17 protein-coding genes and 1 pseudogene are annotated in these 16,859 nt (G+C 64.1%); 7 read left to right on the top strand and 11 right to left on the bottom strand.

Annotated features, from left to right (window positions below):
- Nucleotides 1-168: 168 nt before the first annotated feature.
- Nucleotides 169-5,112 carry a DEAD/DEAH box helicase family protein gene (locus tag VI480_RS03155; RefSeq protein WP_323671362.1) on the bottom strand — a complete coding sequence of 1,648 codons (4,944 nt, stop codon included), beginning with the start codon at nt 5,110-5,112 and terminating at the stop codon, nt 169-171.
- A gap of 213 nt (nt 5,113-5,325) precedes the next feature.
- On the opposite strand from VI480_RS03155, the gene VI480_RS03150 reads away from it, so the two are divergent.
- Both VI480_RS03150 and VI480_RS03145 read left to right on the top strand, forming a co-directional pair.
- Entirely contained in the window at nt 5,326-6,339 is a 1,014-nt protein-coding gene (locus tag VI480_RS03150; RefSeq protein ID WP_323671361.1) for a tyrosine-type recombinase/integrase, read from the top strand.
- A 244-nt stretch (nt 6,340-6,583) separates the two neighbouring features.
- Complete coding sequence (locus tag VI480_RS03145) at nt 6,584-6,967, top strand: hypothetical protein (RefSeq protein WP_323671360.1); 384 nt, start codon at nt 6,584-6,586, stop codon at nt 6,965-6,967.
- Between the two features lie 147 nt (nt 6,968-7,114).
- Here VI480_RS03145 and VI480_RS03140 read toward each other — a convergent pair whose 3' ends face one another.
- Nucleotides 7,115-7,354, bottom strand: coding sequence for a hypothetical protein (locus VI480_RS03140; RefSeq protein ID WP_323671359.1), 240 nt, complete (start codon nt 7,352-7,354; stop codon nt 7,115-7,117).
- Nucleotides 7,351-7,551 (bottom strand): hypothetical protein, encoded by a 201-nt coding sequence (locus VI480_RS03135; protein WP_323671358.1) that lies wholly within the window; start codon nt 7,549-7,551, stop codon nt 7,351-7,353. Before VI480_RS03135 ends, VI480_RS03140 begins: the two co-directional genes overlap by 4 nt.
- Nucleotides 7,552-8,171: 620 nt before the next feature.
- Between VI480_RS03135 and VI480_RS03130 the strand changes: the two genes are divergently transcribed.
- Both VI480_RS03130 and VI480_RS03125 read left to right on the top strand, forming a co-directional pair.
- Nucleotides 8,172-8,774, top strand: a complete 603-nt coding sequence (locus VI480_RS03130) for a hypothetical protein (RefSeq protein ID WP_323671357.1) — start codon at nt 8,172-8,174, stop codon at nt 8,772-8,774.
- Between the two features lie 2 nt (nt 8,775-8,776).
- The gene (locus VI480_RS03125; protein WP_323671356.1) at nt 8,777-9,205 is read left to right on the top strand and encodes a hypothetical protein; all 429 of its coding nucleotides are present in this window, start codon (nt 8,777-8,779) and stop codon (nt 9,203-9,205) included.
- Nucleotides 9,206-9,248: 43 nt separating this feature from the next.
- Here VI480_RS03125 and VI480_RS03120 read toward each other — a convergent pair whose 3' ends face one another.
- On the bottom strand, nt 9,249-10,013 hold the full coding sequence (locus VI480_RS03120; protein ID WP_323671355.1) for a TIGR02391 family protein: 765 nt from the start codon (nt 10,011-10,013) through the stop codon (nt 9,249-9,251).
- A 140-nt stretch (nt 10,014-10,153) separates the two neighbouring features.
- On the opposite strand from VI480_RS03120, the gene VI480_RS03115 reads away from it, so the two are divergent.
- Nucleotides 10,154-11,452 (top strand): KAP family P-loop NTPase fold protein, encoded by a 1,299-nt coding sequence (locus VI480_RS03115; protein ID WP_323671354.1) that lies wholly within the window; start codon nt 10,154-10,156, stop codon nt 11,450-11,452.
- Between the two features lie 206 nt (nt 11,453-11,658).
- Here VI480_RS03115 and VI480_RS03110 read toward each other — a convergent pair whose 3' ends face one another.
- The 3 genes from VI480_RS03110 to VI480_RS03100 all read right to left on the bottom strand — a co-directional run bounded on the left by VI480_RS03110 (nt 11,659) and on the right by VI480_RS03100 (nt 13,505).
- Nucleotides 11,659-11,946, bottom strand: a complete 288-nt coding sequence (locus VI480_RS03110; RefSeq protein ID WP_323671353.1) for a hypothetical protein — start codon at nt 11,944-11,946, stop codon at nt 11,659-11,661.
- Nucleotides 11,943-12,185 (bottom strand): hypothetical protein, encoded by a 243-nt coding sequence (locus VI480_RS03105; RefSeq protein WP_323671352.1) that lies wholly within the window; start codon nt 12,183-12,185, stop codon nt 11,943-11,945. The genes VI480_RS03110 and VI480_RS03105 overlap by 4 nt, the downstream gene beginning before the upstream one ends.
- Nucleotides 12,186-12,710: 525 nt before the next feature.
- Nucleotides 12,711-13,505: a phosphotransferase gene (locus VI480_RS03100; protein ID WP_323671351.1), complete on the bottom strand. Its 795-nt coding sequence runs from the start codon at nt 13,503-13,505 to the stop codon at nt 12,711-12,713.
- A gap of 87 nt (nt 13,506-13,592) precedes the next feature.
- On the opposite strand from VI480_RS03100, the gene VI480_RS03095 reads away from it, so the two are divergent.
- Together VI480_RS03095 and VI480_RS03090 are read left to right on the top strand one after the other, a co-directional pair.
- Nucleotides 13,593-14,033, top strand: coding sequence for a PPOX class F420-dependent oxidoreductase (locus VI480_RS03095; RefSeq protein WP_323671350.1), 441 nt, complete (start codon nt 13,593-13,595; stop codon nt 14,031-14,033).
- A gap of 51 nt (nt 14,034-14,084) precedes the next feature.
- Nucleotides 14,085-14,705, top strand: coding sequence for a winged helix-turn-helix transcriptional regulator (locus VI480_RS03090; RefSeq protein ID WP_323671349.1), 621 nt, complete (start codon nt 14,085-14,087; stop codon nt 14,703-14,705).
- 169 nt (nt 14,706-14,874) lie between these two features.
- Here the strand turns inward: VI480_RS03090 and VI480_RS03085 are convergent, their stop codons facing one another.
- From VI480_RS03085 to VI480_RS15535, 4 genes and pseudogenes are all read right to left on the bottom strand, one after another.
- On the bottom strand, nt 14,875-15,222 hold the full coding sequence (locus VI480_RS03085; protein WP_323671348.1) for a DUF5615 family PIN-like protein: 348 nt from the start codon (nt 15,220-15,222) through the stop codon (nt 14,875-14,877).
- Entirely contained in the window at nt 15,219-15,650 is a 432-nt protein-coding gene (locus VI480_RS03080) for a hypothetical protein (protein ID WP_323671347.1), read from the bottom strand. The genes VI480_RS03085 and VI480_RS03080 overlap by 4 nt, the downstream gene beginning before the upstream one ends.
- Before the next feature lie 172 nt (nt 15,651-15,822).
- Nucleotides 15,823-16,212: a VOC family protein gene (locus VI480_RS15540; protein ID WP_416246627.1), complete on the bottom strand. Its 390-nt coding sequence runs from the start codon at nt 16,210-16,212 to the stop codon at nt 15,823-15,825.
- A gap of 99 nt (nt 16,213-16,311) precedes the next feature.
- Nucleotides 16,312-16,488, bottom strand: a pseudogene (locus VI480_RS15535) (winged helix-turn-helix domain-containing protein); the annotation flags it as partial.
- Nucleotides 16,489-16,859 lie beyond the last annotated feature (371 nt).

Raw genomic sequence — 16,859 nt, 5'->3', positions numbered from 1 at the left:
CCATCCTCAACACCCTGACCGTCCACTACGGCGACCGCATCGCCGACCACATCCGATGAAAACCACCACCGCCGGATACACAGAAAATCTGACAGACCCCCGCAGGCTCAGAGTCCAAAATCGGGCGAGGGCAGGTGCCGCTGTCTGTCAAGCACGGCGTTCGCGGGGTCAATCGGTGAATTGGCCGTAGGCGAGGCTACGGACGTGGGGTTCGGCGTGGAGGAGCTTGCGGAGGGCAGCGATTTCGGCTTCGTCCCATCCGAGAGCAGTGCAGACGGCGGCATCCCAGAGTTGGCGGACTTCGCACTCACCATCGCGGAACTGCGGGACCGGCATTCGACGGGTTGCGGTCCAGCAGTCGGTGAGCGTTGAGCAGATGTCCGAATCCGAGAAATCCGGGATGGGAAGTGCGTTGAACACAGCTGGGTTGTACTTCGGAAAGTCAAGGGCGAGGCTCGGCGTTCGCATGAGTAGCAACCGGCCAATTGTGGAGTTGAGGAACACCGCAATGCCCTTCGCCTGGTCTGACGTCGCGCCGGTGACAGGCATCCAGCCGTAGCCAACGTGTCGGGCGCTGGAGGCGACCGCAGTGACGCGCCCAGTACTCACGCGCTGTCCTGCGGTTACCAGCAAGTTGCCGGCCTTGCTGAGAATTGGCGGCTCGCCCTCCAGAGTCCACTCCCAGTGTTCATCCGGCATGGCTTCGATCCGCAGCTGCCCATCAGCGCCCTTGCTCTTGAGGATGGGAAACGAGGTGGCTGTCGCCGCCGTCAACCGGCGATACGGGCTCATCGATTGCTTGCCCGCCGCATGCACCCTCAGTCCACGGTCCACCATTGGCCTCAACGTGCTTTCAGCGGCGTATTCGGCTGCCGCATCAGCGAGCGCCGGAGAACGCCAAATCGCGGCCGTCCAGTCGCCCTCCTTGACCCGACCAGCAGGCCACTCTGAGACTTCGCCCCAGCCGTCAACAAGCACACCCACTTCCCGTTCTGCAAGTGCAGCGAACAGCTCGGCGACCTCAGTGTCGTCGTTAGGAAAGCGGTCAAGACCGATGCACCGCGTTGGCAGTGAGTCACTCCCGTGGCGACGCAAGACGACGACGCTCTCATTGATGCTGGTGTTCTGGCTGAGATTGATGTTGCCGGGCTGATGACATGTGAGAACCGTGTGGACTTGGAAGCGCTCAACAAGTATCCGACGTTCTTGCACAGCCGACGGGGCCGTCAGAGCGATTGTCGGGCAAATCATCACTAGGAGGCCGTTGTCCTCGTCGAGACACCTCTCAGCGAGAGCAACGAAGAGCGGCCGCAAGGCGTTCTTGTCGACAAAGCCCTCCAAATTCGAATCGGCAGCCACCAACCTCTGTTCTAGGCCGTCGGTTCGCCTGCGTAGGAGTTGTTGAGTCGAATCCGGGAACTTCTCGCCCATCTTCTCCCGGTTGGTGAACGGCGGATTCATGATGGCAATGCGTGCACCCACGGCGGCTTGCGCCGCTCGCGCCACTTCTGGGTCGCCAAGGCTCACCCTCATCGCAGTCCCCTGGGCTGCGCTGGCGAACATCTCGGGAGCAGGTTGTGGCACGACATCGTCTTCGGCGATCAGCTCCAGCGTTCCGGCAGCAATGGGAACCATGGAGTCGCCGGTTGGGCCGTAGGGCATCTGATACAAGCCCATGCCGCTGTACTTGATGTTGGAGTTGCCGGCGGTGAGCTGCGTAGCGGCGAGCTGCAGTGACACTGGATTGATGTCCATGCCCTTGAGCACGTCTTCAACAGCGAGCTTCTGAAGCGTTGTCAACTTCTCGGGCAGCGCGCCCTGTTCACCCGCTCGACGCTTCATGTCTGTCAGTAACGCCGCCAACAACGTGCCGCTACCGCATGCCAAGTCGACCGACTTGTGGGCGCGCCAGGTTGCTGCATCGGTCCAGTCCCGTTCCCCGCAAGCATCGAGCGCGAGCCGCGCCGCCATGGTCGCCGCGGGCGGGCGAGTGAAGAAGGCACCGTCAGATGCTTGGTTGCCCATCACCTTGTTAAACAGCGGTCCGGCATGGTCGGCGCCCATGTCGGCGTAGGTTTCGGCAATGCGCTCGGCTTCGGCCGCCAAGTGCCGCAGCGCCCGCTCCAATCCGGCGAGCTTGCCCGATTGGCGAATGGCATTGATCGACCTCATCGCGGGGTCAATCACCGGCAGAAAGTCCTGCCGCGTGATGTTCTGCCAGTTGTCACGGAGGCGCTCGACAACTTCGGGATCGTTCTTGATCTCCGACAGTGGTTCGATGTCTCGAAGCCATCTGCCGGCGGCGATGCGCTGATGCAACATGGCTGCGTTCATCAGCAGCAGCGCTGCGATGGTGCAGCCGTCGGCCTGATCTGAGCGCTTGTCGGCGGCCAGTTGGTCAAGACCAAAGTGAGCGTCTAACGCTGCCTTTAGCTCGTCTCGTCTGAGGTGGTGAGCTGCCTCATTGACGCTCTCCTCGAGAACGTTCAAGTCACGGCTGACGCGGTCGCGCCGCAGGCCCGATTTGGCGAGCAGGTTCACCGTGATGTCGGTGCCGAACTCGCCCTCGATGAGCTCCAGCATTTGCTGGGCGTGTTCTTCCTGCTTCTGCTTCTTGGTCTTGGCGGTCTTTTTCTTTCGTTCCGCCTTCGACGGCACCGGCACGCCCTCGCCGTCGTTGATCATCTTGCGAGCGTGCTTCTTGGTTCGCTCTGCATCGACCTGACCGCGAACCTCGGTGGCCTGCGGTTCGTTGCGCACCACGGTGTCGCGGCGTAGCTGCAGCGCGCCATCAGTGGTTGGGGCGACGGTGACGATCTGGGTTGGTTCGGTCTCGGGCGTCCACTCTTCGGGACGCACTGGCGTAATGCCGTGCTTTGAAAGGGGTGTGTCAGCCGCGGCTGCTGCTTCGACCACCTCGAAGACCACGTCGGTGGGACCGCGATGCTCGCCGTAGCGGATGCGGCCGGTCGAAGCTGAAGCGACCCCCACCAGGCTGGTTGTCTCCAAGTTCAGCTGCGGCGGCGGCACGTACACCTGCAGCATGTCGGCGAGTTCGTCCTCGATACGGCTGTCGTGCGCTCGCAAGGCCAGCAGGATCTGCCCCAGCTCTGACCAGCCCTCTTCGGGATTCGCCCTCGTCAGCCACCGTTCGGGATCGTCATTGGGCGGAATCAGGATCGGGCAGATGATGTAGCCGTACTTCTTGCCCGGGGCCGTGCGCATGGCCCGGCCGACGGCCTGAACCACGTCGATCGGGCTCTTGCGAGGTTCGAGGAAGGCGACCGCGCTGAGCGATGGCGAGTCGGTCCCCTCGCCGAAGATGCCGACGTTGACGATGCCGTGCGGGGCGTCGGCAGTCGCAGCGGCCAGATGCTGCTTGGCGTTGTCCCGCTTGGCGACGTTGTAGGTCGCGTCGAGGTGTTCAAGTTCAAAGTCGGCGGGCTCTTGGCCATCCATGCGATCAGCGAGCCACTCGCGGACTGCGTCCGTCTGCAGGTCCTTCACCATGTTCTTGGACTTGTCGACGGTGTTCATGAAGGCGATGCACGACTCGATCGTGACGTCATGCTCGCTGTTGGTCCGGGTGGCACCGCCCATGGCCAGCACCAGCGCCAAGCCGCGCAGGTAGTCGACCGTGGTGAGCTTCGACTTGCCTTTGGACTCGGTGTTGCGAGCCAGCTCGTTGGCAGCAGCAAACGCCTCAGGATCGTTGACGCCGAGAGCGATGATGCGGTAGTCCGACAGCCAGCCGTTGTGGACAGCTTCTACGTAGCTCTTGCGGTAGAGCTCGACGCCGAAGATCGTCTCGTCGTCCATGGAGCGGACCACGAAGTCGGAGGCGTCAACCCTGCGGGGTGAGTTGGTGTGGTTGTAGATGCGCGGCGTGGCGGTTTGGTAGATGCGGTAGCGGGCCGGGAAGGCCTCCTGGTCATGGCACAGCGTGAACTCTTGGAGACGGGCCTGCTCGTCTGGCTTGCGGTGGCGGCGCAGGGCGGCAGTGCGGTGGGCTTCGTCGCAGACGAGCACCTGGACGTTGGTGCCGACAAGTTCGAGGGCTTCCGCGACACGGCTGGCGCTTTGGTAGGTCCCGAAGATGACGCTGATGCGAGGATCCTCGCTGCCGCCGGCGACCCAAGCGGCGATCTCGGCGGGATCGGTGGTGACCATGCCCTTGACCTCTGAGGCGCTGATGTTGCTGTTGTCCTGGGTGGGGTCAAGTGCTCGTTTGGCGTTCCCTTCCTTCTTCGGGTCGTAGCCAGCAGTCTGATCCGAGCACACCGCCATGGTCCTGATGTCGGCGTGGGCGTTCTGGAGGAATTCACGCCGCAGCTGCGCGACGAGCGCGATCGACGGACACAGCACGACGGAGAGTTCGCCGGCGGAGGTGAGTTCCTCGACGATGCGCAGTGCGACCCGGGTCTTGCCCGCTCCGCAGGGCAGGATGATGCGTCCTCTGGCCTGGCCCACAGGCAGACCACCAGAGTCGGTAGCGGCGTGCTCTTGGAGTATGCGGACGCTGTCCTCGACCGCTTCGCGCTGCATGCATGTGCGGGTTTGCTTGGCGTCGGGATCGCTGCAGTGCGGGCAATCGTCGTCGGCTTCGGTGCCGGCGTGGCCGGTGATTGCTTCGGCCGTGACATCGGCCGTCAGGTTGACGAGCTTGATGAGGTTGCCGCTGACCTTGATGGCGTTCTCGGCGTTGGCGTTGAGGGGATTGGCGCCGTTGGTGACCAGCCAGCGTTCGGCGAAGAGATCGTTCGCGGCGACCGCGGAGAACTTGGCGATCTCGTTCTTGCCGATCTCCTGGCCGGAGCCGTCTGGCTCAAGCTTGCGGGCCTTGCACTGGACGGCGATGGGGCGGCCGTCGGAACGTCGTTCCGCGATCAGGTCAATACCGATGTCCTGTTCACCGACGGAGGGGAAGTGCTCTTCCCGTGCCGGCCAAGCAGCCCACGGGTAGCAGATCTCGACATCCCAATCGGCCAGGAACGGAGCCACATCGACCGTGAGTTCCTCCAACCAGGTGCCATCAGTTGCTTGGGGCGAGTAGTGCTCAAGCGCTTCCCTGGCGTTGTCGAGCACGTTTGCCCGGTCGGAGCCGCCGGTCATGCCGCTTCGAAGCCCGGCGCAGTCGCCTGGGCTGACCTGGTCTTCGATCGCCGTGTGAAATTGCCGTTATCGCCTAAGTTCCGCCCTTCGTATGGCTACATGTAACTGTGCAAATGTCGCATACAGCCGGCGGCCTTCACAAAGATCGCTGGCTAGCGGCAGCAGGCCATGACGGAACCGCGTGGGCCGACTTCCACTTCAGTGCCATCACGCGTGAACCCGCCACTGCCAAAGGTCGAGGCCCCTCGGATCAACGAAGCACTCGACCTCGGCCTTCTCACAGAATCAGATGCGCAGAACCTCAACGGGCTGTTCCGCCACGAAATCACTGCCAACACGATCCGCAGCTACCGAAGCCAATGGCGGAACTTCGTCACCTGGGCCGCGACTCGAGGCACCCCGGCACTCGCCGCTGAGCCCGAGCATGTCGCTGCGTACCTGGCCGAACGCTTCGAGCAGCTCGGGCACAAGCCCGCCACGCTGCGCGTCGCCGCCGCTGCGATCGCCTACGTCCACAACAACTGCGGCTTCGAGAACCCGTGCAGCCACCCTGACGTCAAGAGAACCCTCCGGGGCGCGACTCGGGCGGCCGGCAAGGCTCAGAAGCAGGCGAAGGGTCTCACGGCAGAGGCGCTCGACGCCATCGCAGCCACCGCCTGCCAGCCTCGTCTCGGGAAGAACGGCAGGCGGGAGAGCGCCCAGGCTGCCGCGAGGAGAGGAAGCGTCGACATCGCTCTCGTGAGGCTCATGCGCGACGCGATGCTGCGGGTTTCCGAATGCGCTGCGCTGACCTGGAGTGACATCGAGACGGTGCCCGACGGCAGCGGACGGCTGTTGATCCGGCGTTCGAAGACCGACCCCGATGGCGAGGGTGCCGTGGTGTTCGTGTCGGCGCCGACCATGGAGGCCCTTGCGTCCATTCGCGATGGTGCCCCGGCAGGGCTCCGGGTATTCGAGCTCAGCCCGAATCAGATCTCGCTTCGGATCAAGAAGGCGGCGTTGGCGGCCGGTTTGGGCGACGGCTTCAGCGGGCATTCGCCACGTGTCGGAATGGCTCAGGACCTCGCCCGCATCGGCGTCGAGCTGCCCAGCCTGATGACGGCAGGACGGTGGCGTTCTCCGACGATGCCCGCCCACTACACCCGCAACGAGACCGCTGACCGGGGCGCAGTCGCGCAGTTCTACAGCTACCCGCGGGACCCCTGCCAGCGGCATCAGACGACCTGACCGACACGGCGAAGCTCAGTCTCGGAAGGCCCTCGACAGCGTTGCTACTCTGCGGCTTCGGCCTGCCAGGGGACTCACGGTCATGGATAACGGCAATTGTCCCCGCTGCGATCTTGGCCTTGTGAGGACATCGAAACAAGCGATTATTCAGCATCGTTTTCGATGAATCGGCTCATACCCGGCCGCATGACCTGACCGGACCGTTTCCATCGATTCGGTGCTCCGACCCAGATAGTTTCGGCGGGTGGCACGAAAGTCCCGAGAAGCGATGCGACCCATGCCCGTGCCGCCGCCTCGGCCGAGCACCGGACTACTCGACAGACGCCCCGGTGTCGTAGCGCACCTGCTGGCCTGGCTCCTCGGATCGCTGTTCCTGTCGTGGTACCTCGGGGGTTGGGTCTTTGGAACTGCGTTCTGCGGCTTCGACTGGGATGCTCCGTGCGAGCAGCGGTACGTGGCGGGATGGACGGTGATTGCCGTGACAATCGCGGCGATCGTCGGGCTGGCATTCCTGACTCGCCGACGGTCAATCGCCGTGATGGCGATGGTCTCAGTGCCAGTGCAGGTCTGGTTCTACGCCACGGTGGCGATCCCGATGGCGTCGTCGGTGCCCAACCTCCCCAGTTGAGGCTGACACCTGGTTCATCGCCGTTGAGGCAACAACGACTGCGTCGCGGATGCCCTCGAGCACCTCATTGGGAGTGTCGCCGGTGCTGATGCATCCCGGGACGTCTAGCGCGTAGGCGCCGCACGAACAGACTTGGCGGCGATGGCCCTACTCGGCGAGAAGCTCAGCCTCACCCTGCTGCGGCTGCACACTCACGTCGATCGGGCCCACTTCAGCCGGATCAACGTCGAGCATCAGAGCGATCGCCTCGCGAGCGACCTCCGGCACCTCATCGAGGTTCCTCGTTTGCGAGAAGACGCCCCGGAGCGCGGGAACCGTTATCGCCCACCAGTCGCCAGAGCGCACGACTTCGACGCGATGTCCCAAGGTGGTCGCTTCAGATTTCATGGTTCAACCATCTTGCCAGCTTCCGCGAGGATGCCACGCGCCGTGTGCTCGTTGATCTCACGATGCCGCGGAATGACCAACCGCTCGCTTCCCACCATCCAGATCTCGTGATTCCGTCCCTCGCGGAGCAAGCGGAGATCGACACCTCCCACACGAGCGATTGCTGCGAGCTGACGCATGAGCTCTCGCTTCTTCACGGGACGCATGCTCACCGGACGGCTGCGCCGCGTCAAAGAGGTTTTGGCCCTCGCTACCCCCGGCGGCGCGGTCAGCAGACGACGTAAGGCGGACCCGTCACATCGTGCCGCCTAGGACATAACGGCCGCACGTTGCTGGCGAGGGATTGCGATCGCCCGACTGAAGGCTCGGTCTCGGACGCAGCTCACCAGCGAGCAGGCGCCGCATGGTTCCCGACAGCCCCCCTCCGGTGCATCGACCATCCACTCCACGGATCGCCGGGCGCGCGAACATCGCGCGGCTGCGTTTCGTGCTGTCACTCCGCATCGAACCGCAGCCGCAGAAGTTCCGGGTGGGGGAAACGGAATCGACTGCGGGAAGCAGCGACGCTGCTCTCGATCGGCAGCGGCGTGAGATGAAGGCAGGCGACATGACGAGACCGCCGTTCTCGGTCAGACACGATCCCAAACAGCTCGAAGATTTCTATGTGTTGCAGGAAGGTGTGCCTGACGGACTATTGCCATCGCTTCTCGATTGGGTTGAGCCGCACTACTGCGTCAGGGGATGGGTACGTGCGGACGACGTCGGTCGACTGGAGCGCAGCACCGGAATGCAGTTGTCCCGCCGCGCTAGCGACCTGATGTATGAACTTCAAAAGGATCATGTTCTGCTGATCAACGCCGTCGATCTGGCGTTGGCCGTTGATCACGATCCTGAAGACGCCGTTGGACTGTCAAGGATGCTTGCCGAGGCCCGTAGCGAGTACACCGTCGGAGTTGACGAGAACGGCGACTATGAGTTGCAGTTCCGGCAGCCTGCCGAACTCACTGAGCTCGTTGAAGCGGCCACCAGTGGTACTGACTCGGCATCGCATCATCTGCGGCAAGCGTGGTCGCAGGCCTTCGGACGTGAACCGGAGCCCACCGCCGCTTGCGACGAGGCTGTGCGGGCAATCGAGGCCGCGGCGAAACCTGTCGTGACCCCAAATGACTCTCTGGCGACGCTGGGCAAGATGATCACGGCGATGCGCGACGCTCCGCACAAGTGGACAACCGATTCGAACGCCTCGGACGACGTCAATGCCGTCATCGCCATGATGGACCTCGTCTGGAAGGGCTACCGACGGCACGGCAACCCCAGCCAGCCCGCCGAAGCGACTGCCGAGACAGCTCAGATGCTCGTCCAGTCCGCGGCGCTGCTCGTGCATTGGTTCCAGTCAGGACATGTACGCAGAGTGCCTTGAGAGTGCGACCCGACAATGACTACCTCGTTGCGCTCGGCTGGGCGAACTACGCGTTCCTCTACTTGGAGTGGCTCGTCATCTACACACTCCATGACGAGACCAGCAGAACCGTCACGTCGCTTTCGAAACGGACCCCACGCACTCTGAGCAATCTCTTGGCCGAGCGATGGGGGCACGACACGGACCTGAGCCCCCTCGCCGAGCGGTACGCGGAAATCGTCTCTCGACGCGAGGACATGGCGCACTCACATCCCGCGACGCAGCAGATCAGCGAGACGGGTGAATCCCTGCAACGGCTGCGTCGGCACAAACCCCACGATCGAGCAACGTCGTCTCGCGTCTACTGGATCACCACGGAATGGCTGGAGCGTTTCGCAACCGACGCTCTGACCCTTAACCGGAACATCTCATCGGCGTTGGGGCGTCGCTAGGGCGAGACTGACTTGCACGAGCGACGAGTGTCCACCGCGAGACTCAGGACGCCGGTGCCCGGCGAGCTGTGTCGAGGCGCCGATGCACCATCGACATCATCGTGAGAGCTTCCAGCAGCTCGTCGTCCGTGACTTCACGGTGCAGTCGTGGCTCATGGGCTGTCAAGTTGCGATACATGCCCAGGATTCCCTTGACGAGGTTGGCAAACCCGGCCTGTTCAGCTCGGTCGCTGTCGGAGACACCATCGTTGATCGCCACGAGCGGCCCTTTGCCCGGGGACAGGGTCTTGTCCGCGAGTGTTGCGCCGTCTCCTTGGACGCCGGCCACTTCGCGGAGGTGGGCGGGGATGCTCTTGGAGGCTTCGAGCATGGCGTGGAAGTTGTTTTTCTGCAGAAGCTCATCAGTGCAGTAGTCGAGGACCCGACGGTGGATACCCCGCCCGCGAAGCTGCGAGCGAAAGTCACCTCCGTGCCGAGCGGCCTCATCGAGAGTGGAAGCAGCCCCGCTCTTGAGTCTCACGACATCGCCCTTGCCGTTGACCGCAAGGCCCGCATAGATCAGGACCTCATTGAGTTCAGCCATGCGGCGCGCATGTAGCACCCCCTCATTGCGATACCTCACCGGGGCCATGGTCTTGTTGATGAACGCCACGAGGCTCTTGCCGTGGCCGTGCCTTTGCTGATGCGATGCGAGAGCGTTGAAAATGCGGTGCCGCTTGGTGATCCCAGGACTCACATCCGGGACACCGATCTGGGTGAGCGCCTGGTCGATCTCGGTTCCCGTCAGTCCGTCGACCGTCTCGCCCAAGACGTCGGCAACCCCCTGAATGATGTCAGCGTCGAATGGATCTACTCGCGTCGGTGCCACGGGCGGAGGGTACGGCGGCGCCGAATGCCGTCGGCGCATGGTTCCTAGCCTGACCGGACTTCGATTCAGGAGCGCCGCATATGTCCGATGCAGACCCTCGCCTCATTGATCTTCGCCCGAAGGAGTTCGAGTCCTCAACTGACGCTCCATTCGCCAACGACCGGCTCGATCGCAAGGAGTCGGTCGAATCTCTGTGCTCTGTGATCCAGAACGCGTATGGGCCGCTCGTGATCTCTGTCGAAGGGGCTTACGGGACGGGCAAGTCGGCGTACCTGCGAATGTGTGCAGCCCATCTAGAGCAGGGGAAAGCGGCGACCGTCGAGTTCAACGCATGGCAGCAGGGTCACACGGGGCGTCCGCTGATCGACCTAGTTGCTGCACTGACGACAGAGCTAGCGGACAAAGGCGTCTGGGACGATGTGAAGAAGACTGCGAAGCAGGTGGGGTTGCGCGCGATTGGCTACCTGAGCAGGGGAATCATCGCGCCGAATGATCCAGATGAGTCCTCGATGTTCGACGAATGGGCGGAGATCGACGCTGGCGTCACGTCCTTCACGGCTGCACTCCGCGAACAAGTGAGCGAACTCGATACCAAGCTCGTGATCCTCGTGGATGAGCTTGACCGCTGCGAGCCGACCTACGCACTCGATCTGCTCAACAAGGCGCGCCATCTGTTCGATGTGCCCGGGGTCGTGATCGTCTTCGGCGTCAATCGCGTGGAACTGGGGCACGCTGTCGAAACCCGGTACGGATCGGACTGCGATGTGGACGGCTACTTGCGCCGCTTCGTTGACCTGTCCGTGCAGCTACGACAGCCGACCACTGAGGAGTGGGCTGCCTACCTGGCGCACTCATGCCGCGAGCTGGCCGACTGTGCTCCGATTCTGCAGGAACACAACACCTACGTTCGCAACATCCTTGCGCTGCTGGCCGACAGTTGCGGCGGGCGCCTGCGTGACGTGGAACAAGTCATTCGGCACCTCAACTTGACTCTGCCTCATCCGAACTACAAGCGCCTGTGGCCCATATGGGTGATCTGCATGCTGATGCTTCGCTATCTGGACCGAGATTGCTACGAGGGCTTCGTCACTGGAACCGCAGATGTCTGGGAGGTGCTCTCGAACATGCGCCAGCGCCTCTCAGGACGCGACGACATCGGATACCTCGATTGCTTCGTGCTGTCGCTTCCAGACGGGACCCAGATTCCGACGGATGAGAACGAGTTCGTCCAGCAGTACGCGTCGAAGATCTCTGGCAGCGAGGACGACGCTCGGCGAGTTCACGGCTGGTACACAGGTCAAATCAGACAATTCGATGTCTACGGACTGCCGCAGTTGGAGACCCTGCACAAGACGCTCGAGATCGCCGCGACGATCTAGCCGCTGAGGAATACACCCCACACCGCCTGGGGTTTGCCGACGGAATCGGAGACTGTCACCCCGCAATTGACAGAGCACTCTCATGCATCGCATGGGGCGCAAGCAGTCGAGCTGCTCGGTGCCAGTGGGCGGCCTTGAGCCCGTAGCCATCACGCTGTTCGACGAACCCCGGTCGACGCTCGTTGAGCGCCGCGCCTTCCAATGGGTCAATCTGTGACGCCAAGTATGTCCACGACGAGTGTGACGACGACTACGGCTGTTCCCGACAAGAGGATCGCGGCGGCTGGGACGCCGACTGCCACCAACCACCTCAGCAGGTCGATGGTCGCTTCGGTCTTGGCGAGACGCTCCGCATGATTGGCAGGCAGGTCTCGCACTGTGGTTTCCAGCTGAGTAATCCTGTTATCCAGTGACCGAGGATCGTCCCAGTCGGCATCGAGTCGGGCTGTTGCTGGTTGTGAGGCCTCGCTGGCCTCGCTCTCAGCGGCGTTCATGAGCCGCCGTTCTCGGCCAACTCCAGTTCCAGCCACTCCCACAGCGACCTCGCATACATGCCGGAGTACTGCGAGTTCAGCTTCAGCACGAATCCGAGTGTTCGAGTGTCGTCGTCATCTCCGATGCCCACTCTCTTTCCAACTGCAGATGTGGTGTTGTCATCTCTGACTAGGAACCAGTGCGGTTTGATTTCGTGGCTCGCCTTGCCCGGATAAGCAGCGGCCACCTTCTCAGACACGTCATCAGATTCGCCTTCAGGCATGTGAACTAGGAAGACAGCCACCGCTCATCCCGCACGAGTCGAGGTAGGGCGTTGCTCGTCGATTGAAGTGGGTGCCATGGCCGAGTGTCCTCCTTGGTGCGGTCGCTGGAATCTAATCACAGGGTAGTGACGACCGCTCAGCGGGTAATTCTGAGCACCGTTCGGTTCGTTGCAGCTAGACCGGCACGAGACCAACGGTGAGGTCGTTACGACAACCAGTTTCTCGGTGCATTTCGACTGGTTGACGTCGAGGGCCACTTGGTTTCGTCTACCTGGTTGAGAACGGCCGTCGTGGCTGACTCCACGACTCCCGATCGGAAGGTGTCATCCTGTGCGCTTCGTCGTTCAGGACCCGGGGTCCCTCCTTGCGAGGGATCTCTGTCACTTCCAAGGAGATTCACGGCTCACGGACCGTGCGGAGCCCGGTGCGCGCACGTCGCAAGGCTTCCCCGCAGGGCGTCTCACAGTCCGGACTAGACGGTGATAGCCCGACGGCGTCGTCTAGCTCGCCAGGACGGTCGACTCGATGTGGGGGCGGTGCTGGGCCCACCAGTCCCGGCGGCGATCGAACCGTTGCTGACCGCCCATCTCTGCCCACATCTTCACGAAGCTGGGATCGCCGGCCTCGGCGCGGCGACGGACGAGCTCTGCGCCGACCTGCATGGACCGGTCGACCAGGCCGAGCAATTCGGCGCGCTCGGCGATGTCCAGCCCGTAGCTCTCGGCAACCAATCGCAGCCGAGGTCCCCGGTCGGCATCGTGCCAGCCAAGCCGGGAAGCGCTCATGTCATCGTCGATCGGCACGCACATGCGGGCGAAGCAGGCGAGATCGAACAGCGGACGACCGGGGGCAGCGAAGTCGAAGTCGATCAGCGCCACCGCCCGCCCATCTCGAAACACGACATTCTCTAGGCACACGTCGTTGTGGCAGACAACCATTCCGCCCGCCGGATCAGCCAGCTCGGTATTCCACGCCATCGGGGACGGGTCGAAGCCGCTCGCCGCCGTGTGGAAGCACCTCATCAGATCGGCGGCGGATGCGAGGACCGAATCCGACTGTGCCCAGTCGGGATAGGGCGGAACGGGGACGTCCCCGTCGATGAAGCTCAGCCGTTCCCGCCCGTCAGGGTCAAGCCCGACCGGCACCGACGCACCCTCGAAGCCGGACCGCTCGAGCGAGGCCAAGAACCGGTGGATGCTCGGCGTGTACGGAGTGGCGGGGCGCAGCACATGGGGGCCCGAGCGCACCACCGCGCCGGCGTTGGCCAGCCCACCGCTCAGCAGCTCCTCGCCCACCGCCGCAGTCTGGCAGCGGCGGGGTAGTTCCGATGTTGGTCGCGAGGCGGGCATGCTGGGCTGGATTTGCGGGAGACGGGAGCATCCATGACGGCATCGGCGGCATCAGCACCGGCAGTCTTGAGCGACGACGCTCAGGAGCTGCTGCGCAAACCGAACTTCGCACACCTCGCCACCATCCGTACCGACGGCACGTCGAGCATCGCCCCGGTATGGATCGACCCCGTCGACGCCTCCACGGTGATCGTCTCCACCGGGAACGGCTCGCACAAGGTGGCCAACCTGCGCCGGGATCCTCGCGTGGTCATCTCGGTCGTCGACTTCGACAACCCCTACGAGGAACTGCAGCTGCGCGGCGTGGCCGAGATCGAGCCCGACCCCGAGATGGTCGTGCTCGACGCCCTCAGCCACAAGTACACGAGCCAGCCGTTCCGGGTGCGCTTCGAGGGCTGCGTCACGCTGCGGATCACGATCACGTCGTTCCGCCACACGGTCCACGCCGAGGAGCACACCCCCGCCGACCGCTGACGCTCGTCGGTGGCATCCAACTTCCATTGAACGGAATATAATTTCCGATGTATGGAAGTTAGGTCGGCGCCGAGTCTGCTCCCCATCTTGCGATCGCGTCAGCAAGGTGAAGTACTCACCTATCTGATGTGCGACCCAGACCGCGAAACCAGCATGAGCGAACTGGCGCATCGTGTCGGGGTGCCGCTCAGCTCGGTGCATCGTGAAGTCGAACGCGCCGAAGCGGCCGGCATCATCATCAGCCGCCGATCGGGCAACACCAGGTTCGTGCGAGCCGACACCGACAGCCCGTACTACGACAGCCTGTCCGATCTGTTGGTCAAGGCGTTCGGGCCGCCGCACGTCTTCGCCGAAGCGCTGGAAGGCGTCGGCGGGATCAAGGCTGCGTATGTGTTCGGCTCGTGGGCAGCGCGCCTGCACGGCGTCGCCGGCAGACGGCCTGTCAACGACATCGACGTGCTGGTGCTGGGCGAGCCCGACCGAGCCGAGCTCTACGAAGCGCTCGGCGGCGTCGAGGGACGTCTGGGCCGCCCGGTCAACGTCGTCATTCGAGACGCCGGCTGGCTTCGAGACGGCTCTGGCAGTTTCCATGCGACCGTCACCGAACGCCCAGTGGTGGCAATCGAAATCAAGAAGCAACTCGGTAGGGACCCAGTGCCACAGAGCTCATGAGATCTTGCGCGCCAGCGAGCGCATCGCCCGCCAGGTCGACCGCCCACTTCGGCGGACCGTCAAGCCGGTGCCAGAACGACTGAACCCCGGAAGTCGCTGGAGCAGCGACCCCTCGGGGTTGTCGGCCACCACGGTAGCGGTCGGGGGTAGCGGCGCGGGTGGGTTGGTGTCAGGGCCAGTGGGTGCCGGGTGGGGGCGACGGGTTGGCGTCGGCCCATGCGTCGAGGCGGCGTGCGAGCGCTGGGCCCAGGGCTGTTCCTGAGGGCAGGTCGCTCTTTCTGACGAACGCGACGACGCCCCGGGGAGCGCTGCGCTCCAGGCTGCGGGTCACCAGGACCGCGTAATCGGCGAAGTTCTCTGTGACGAGGACGCGACCCTCGCCGGCTGCCAGCTCATAGAGATGCTCGTCATCGGCGCCCGCCAGCGCCGAGCCGGCGACGCTGCGGGCATCGTGGCCGAGCCGTCCGAGTTCGGCAGCGGCCGCGGGCGGGTACATCTCGTCGAGCAGCCACCTCACGCCGACAGCATGCGCTCTCGGCGATCCGCGAGCGCACGCATTTCTTCGGCGGCTCCGGCGTCGGCAGCTATGCGGTCGTCGACCTCATCGGGGAACGTGGCGTAGTAGTCGGCTGCGAGACCGACCAGCTCGGGCGCAAGGCCCGTCTCGCTGGCCACGAGGTGGACTGGGTCGGCGTCGGAGTCGGGGTCGGCGCCGTGGCGCTTGAGATCACGCACGATCTCCCACACGTCGGGTCCGGAGGCCAGCCCGGCGCGGCGCCCCGTCGGGCCGTCACGGAACACGATGCCCCCAAATCGCCGCATCTTGAGCCCTTCGTCGATCAGCACGACTGCCAGCGACGACGGGGCGCTGGCGATCCGCCGGCTTTCGTCGTCGAGGCGCGCCCGCAGCGCTTCTGGCAACCGCAGCGAGGTCGGTCGGCTCATCGCAACCTCCTGGGTTTGCCGAGTGCGCTGCGCTACATCGTAGTGCGTTGAGTTACGCCACGGCTCTGCCGTGACTTCGGCTCCGCCCTGCTGCGGCTGTGCATGGGTGTCGGTGGGGCCGACATCGCCGGCGTTGCCGACCTGCTGCGCCGTCGTCGACTAGGGGTCGTCCTCAGGGCTTGGCGGAGATGATCTGGACGAGGTTGCCGCAGGTGTCGTCGAACACGGCGATCCAGGCCTCGCCGACATCGGTCGGGGGCACCGTGAAGGTGACGCCGGCCTCGGTCAGCCGCTGGTGCTCGGCGTCGACGTCGTCGACGGCGAACTGGGCCAGCGGGATGCCGTCGGCCATCAGGGCGTCGCGGTAGGGCTTGACCGCCGGGTGATGCGACGGCTCGAGCAGCAATTCGGGCCCGTCGGGGTCTTCGGGCGAGACCACCGTCAGCCAGCGGTCTTGGCCGAGCGGGATGTCGTGGCGCGTCTGGAAGCCGAGCACGTCGGTGTAGAACGCCAGGGCCTCCGCCTGGTCGTGAACGAACACGCCGGTGAGTTCGATCCTCATTGTTGGGTCCTTTCTTGGCCACCGCCGGTTGATCTCCGACAGCGGTGCCGGGTTGAAGAAGTGGTACTTGTAGCGGCCTTCACGCCTGGTTGAGACGAGGCCGGCGTCCTCCAGAACACCGAGATGTTGGGAAATCGCCTGGCGGGTCGAACTCAGCTGATGCTTGGAGGCGAGCCGTGCTCCGATCTCGAACAGTGTTTGGCCATCGCGCTCGGCCAGCTCGTCGAGGATGATTCGACGTGTCCGGTCCGAGAGGGCCTTGTAGATGTCGGCCACTGGCCCGGCATTGTAACAGGCAAGTGACGACTTGCCTATCGGTGTGAGTCGGCTCACGGTGGCGCAGATGGCGGGCTCGCCGCCGCGGATCAGGCCATCGAGAGCTGAGGCGGTCAACGGCGAACGGCACCACACGGTCGGCTTCGACAGTGGCGGGCCGCCTTGGTCCGATGTTCGGACCCGCCCTGCTGGGGCAGAACGGCTGTGGCACCCTGCTGAGTCGGGGTCGAGCGGCCGATGATCTTGAACTACTACTGCATTGCGGCTGCTGTGCTGGTGGGGGCCGTGTCGGGGCTCGGCGCGGTGCGGTGGCTGCGTGCTGGTGTGGGGGGCGGACGGGTCGTCGGGCGTGCGACGGGCGTGGGCTTCGC

Origin of the sequence: Candidatus Poriferisodalis multihospitum (assembly GCF_028283155.1) — a bacterium.
Taxonomy (GTDB): domain Bacteria; phylum Actinomycetota; class Acidimicrobiia; order Acidimicrobiales; family Poriferisodalaceae; genus Poriferisodalis; species Poriferisodalis multihospitum.
Note: the sequence above shows the minus strand (reverse complement) of the source record. Positions and strands in the feature narration are given on the sequence as shown.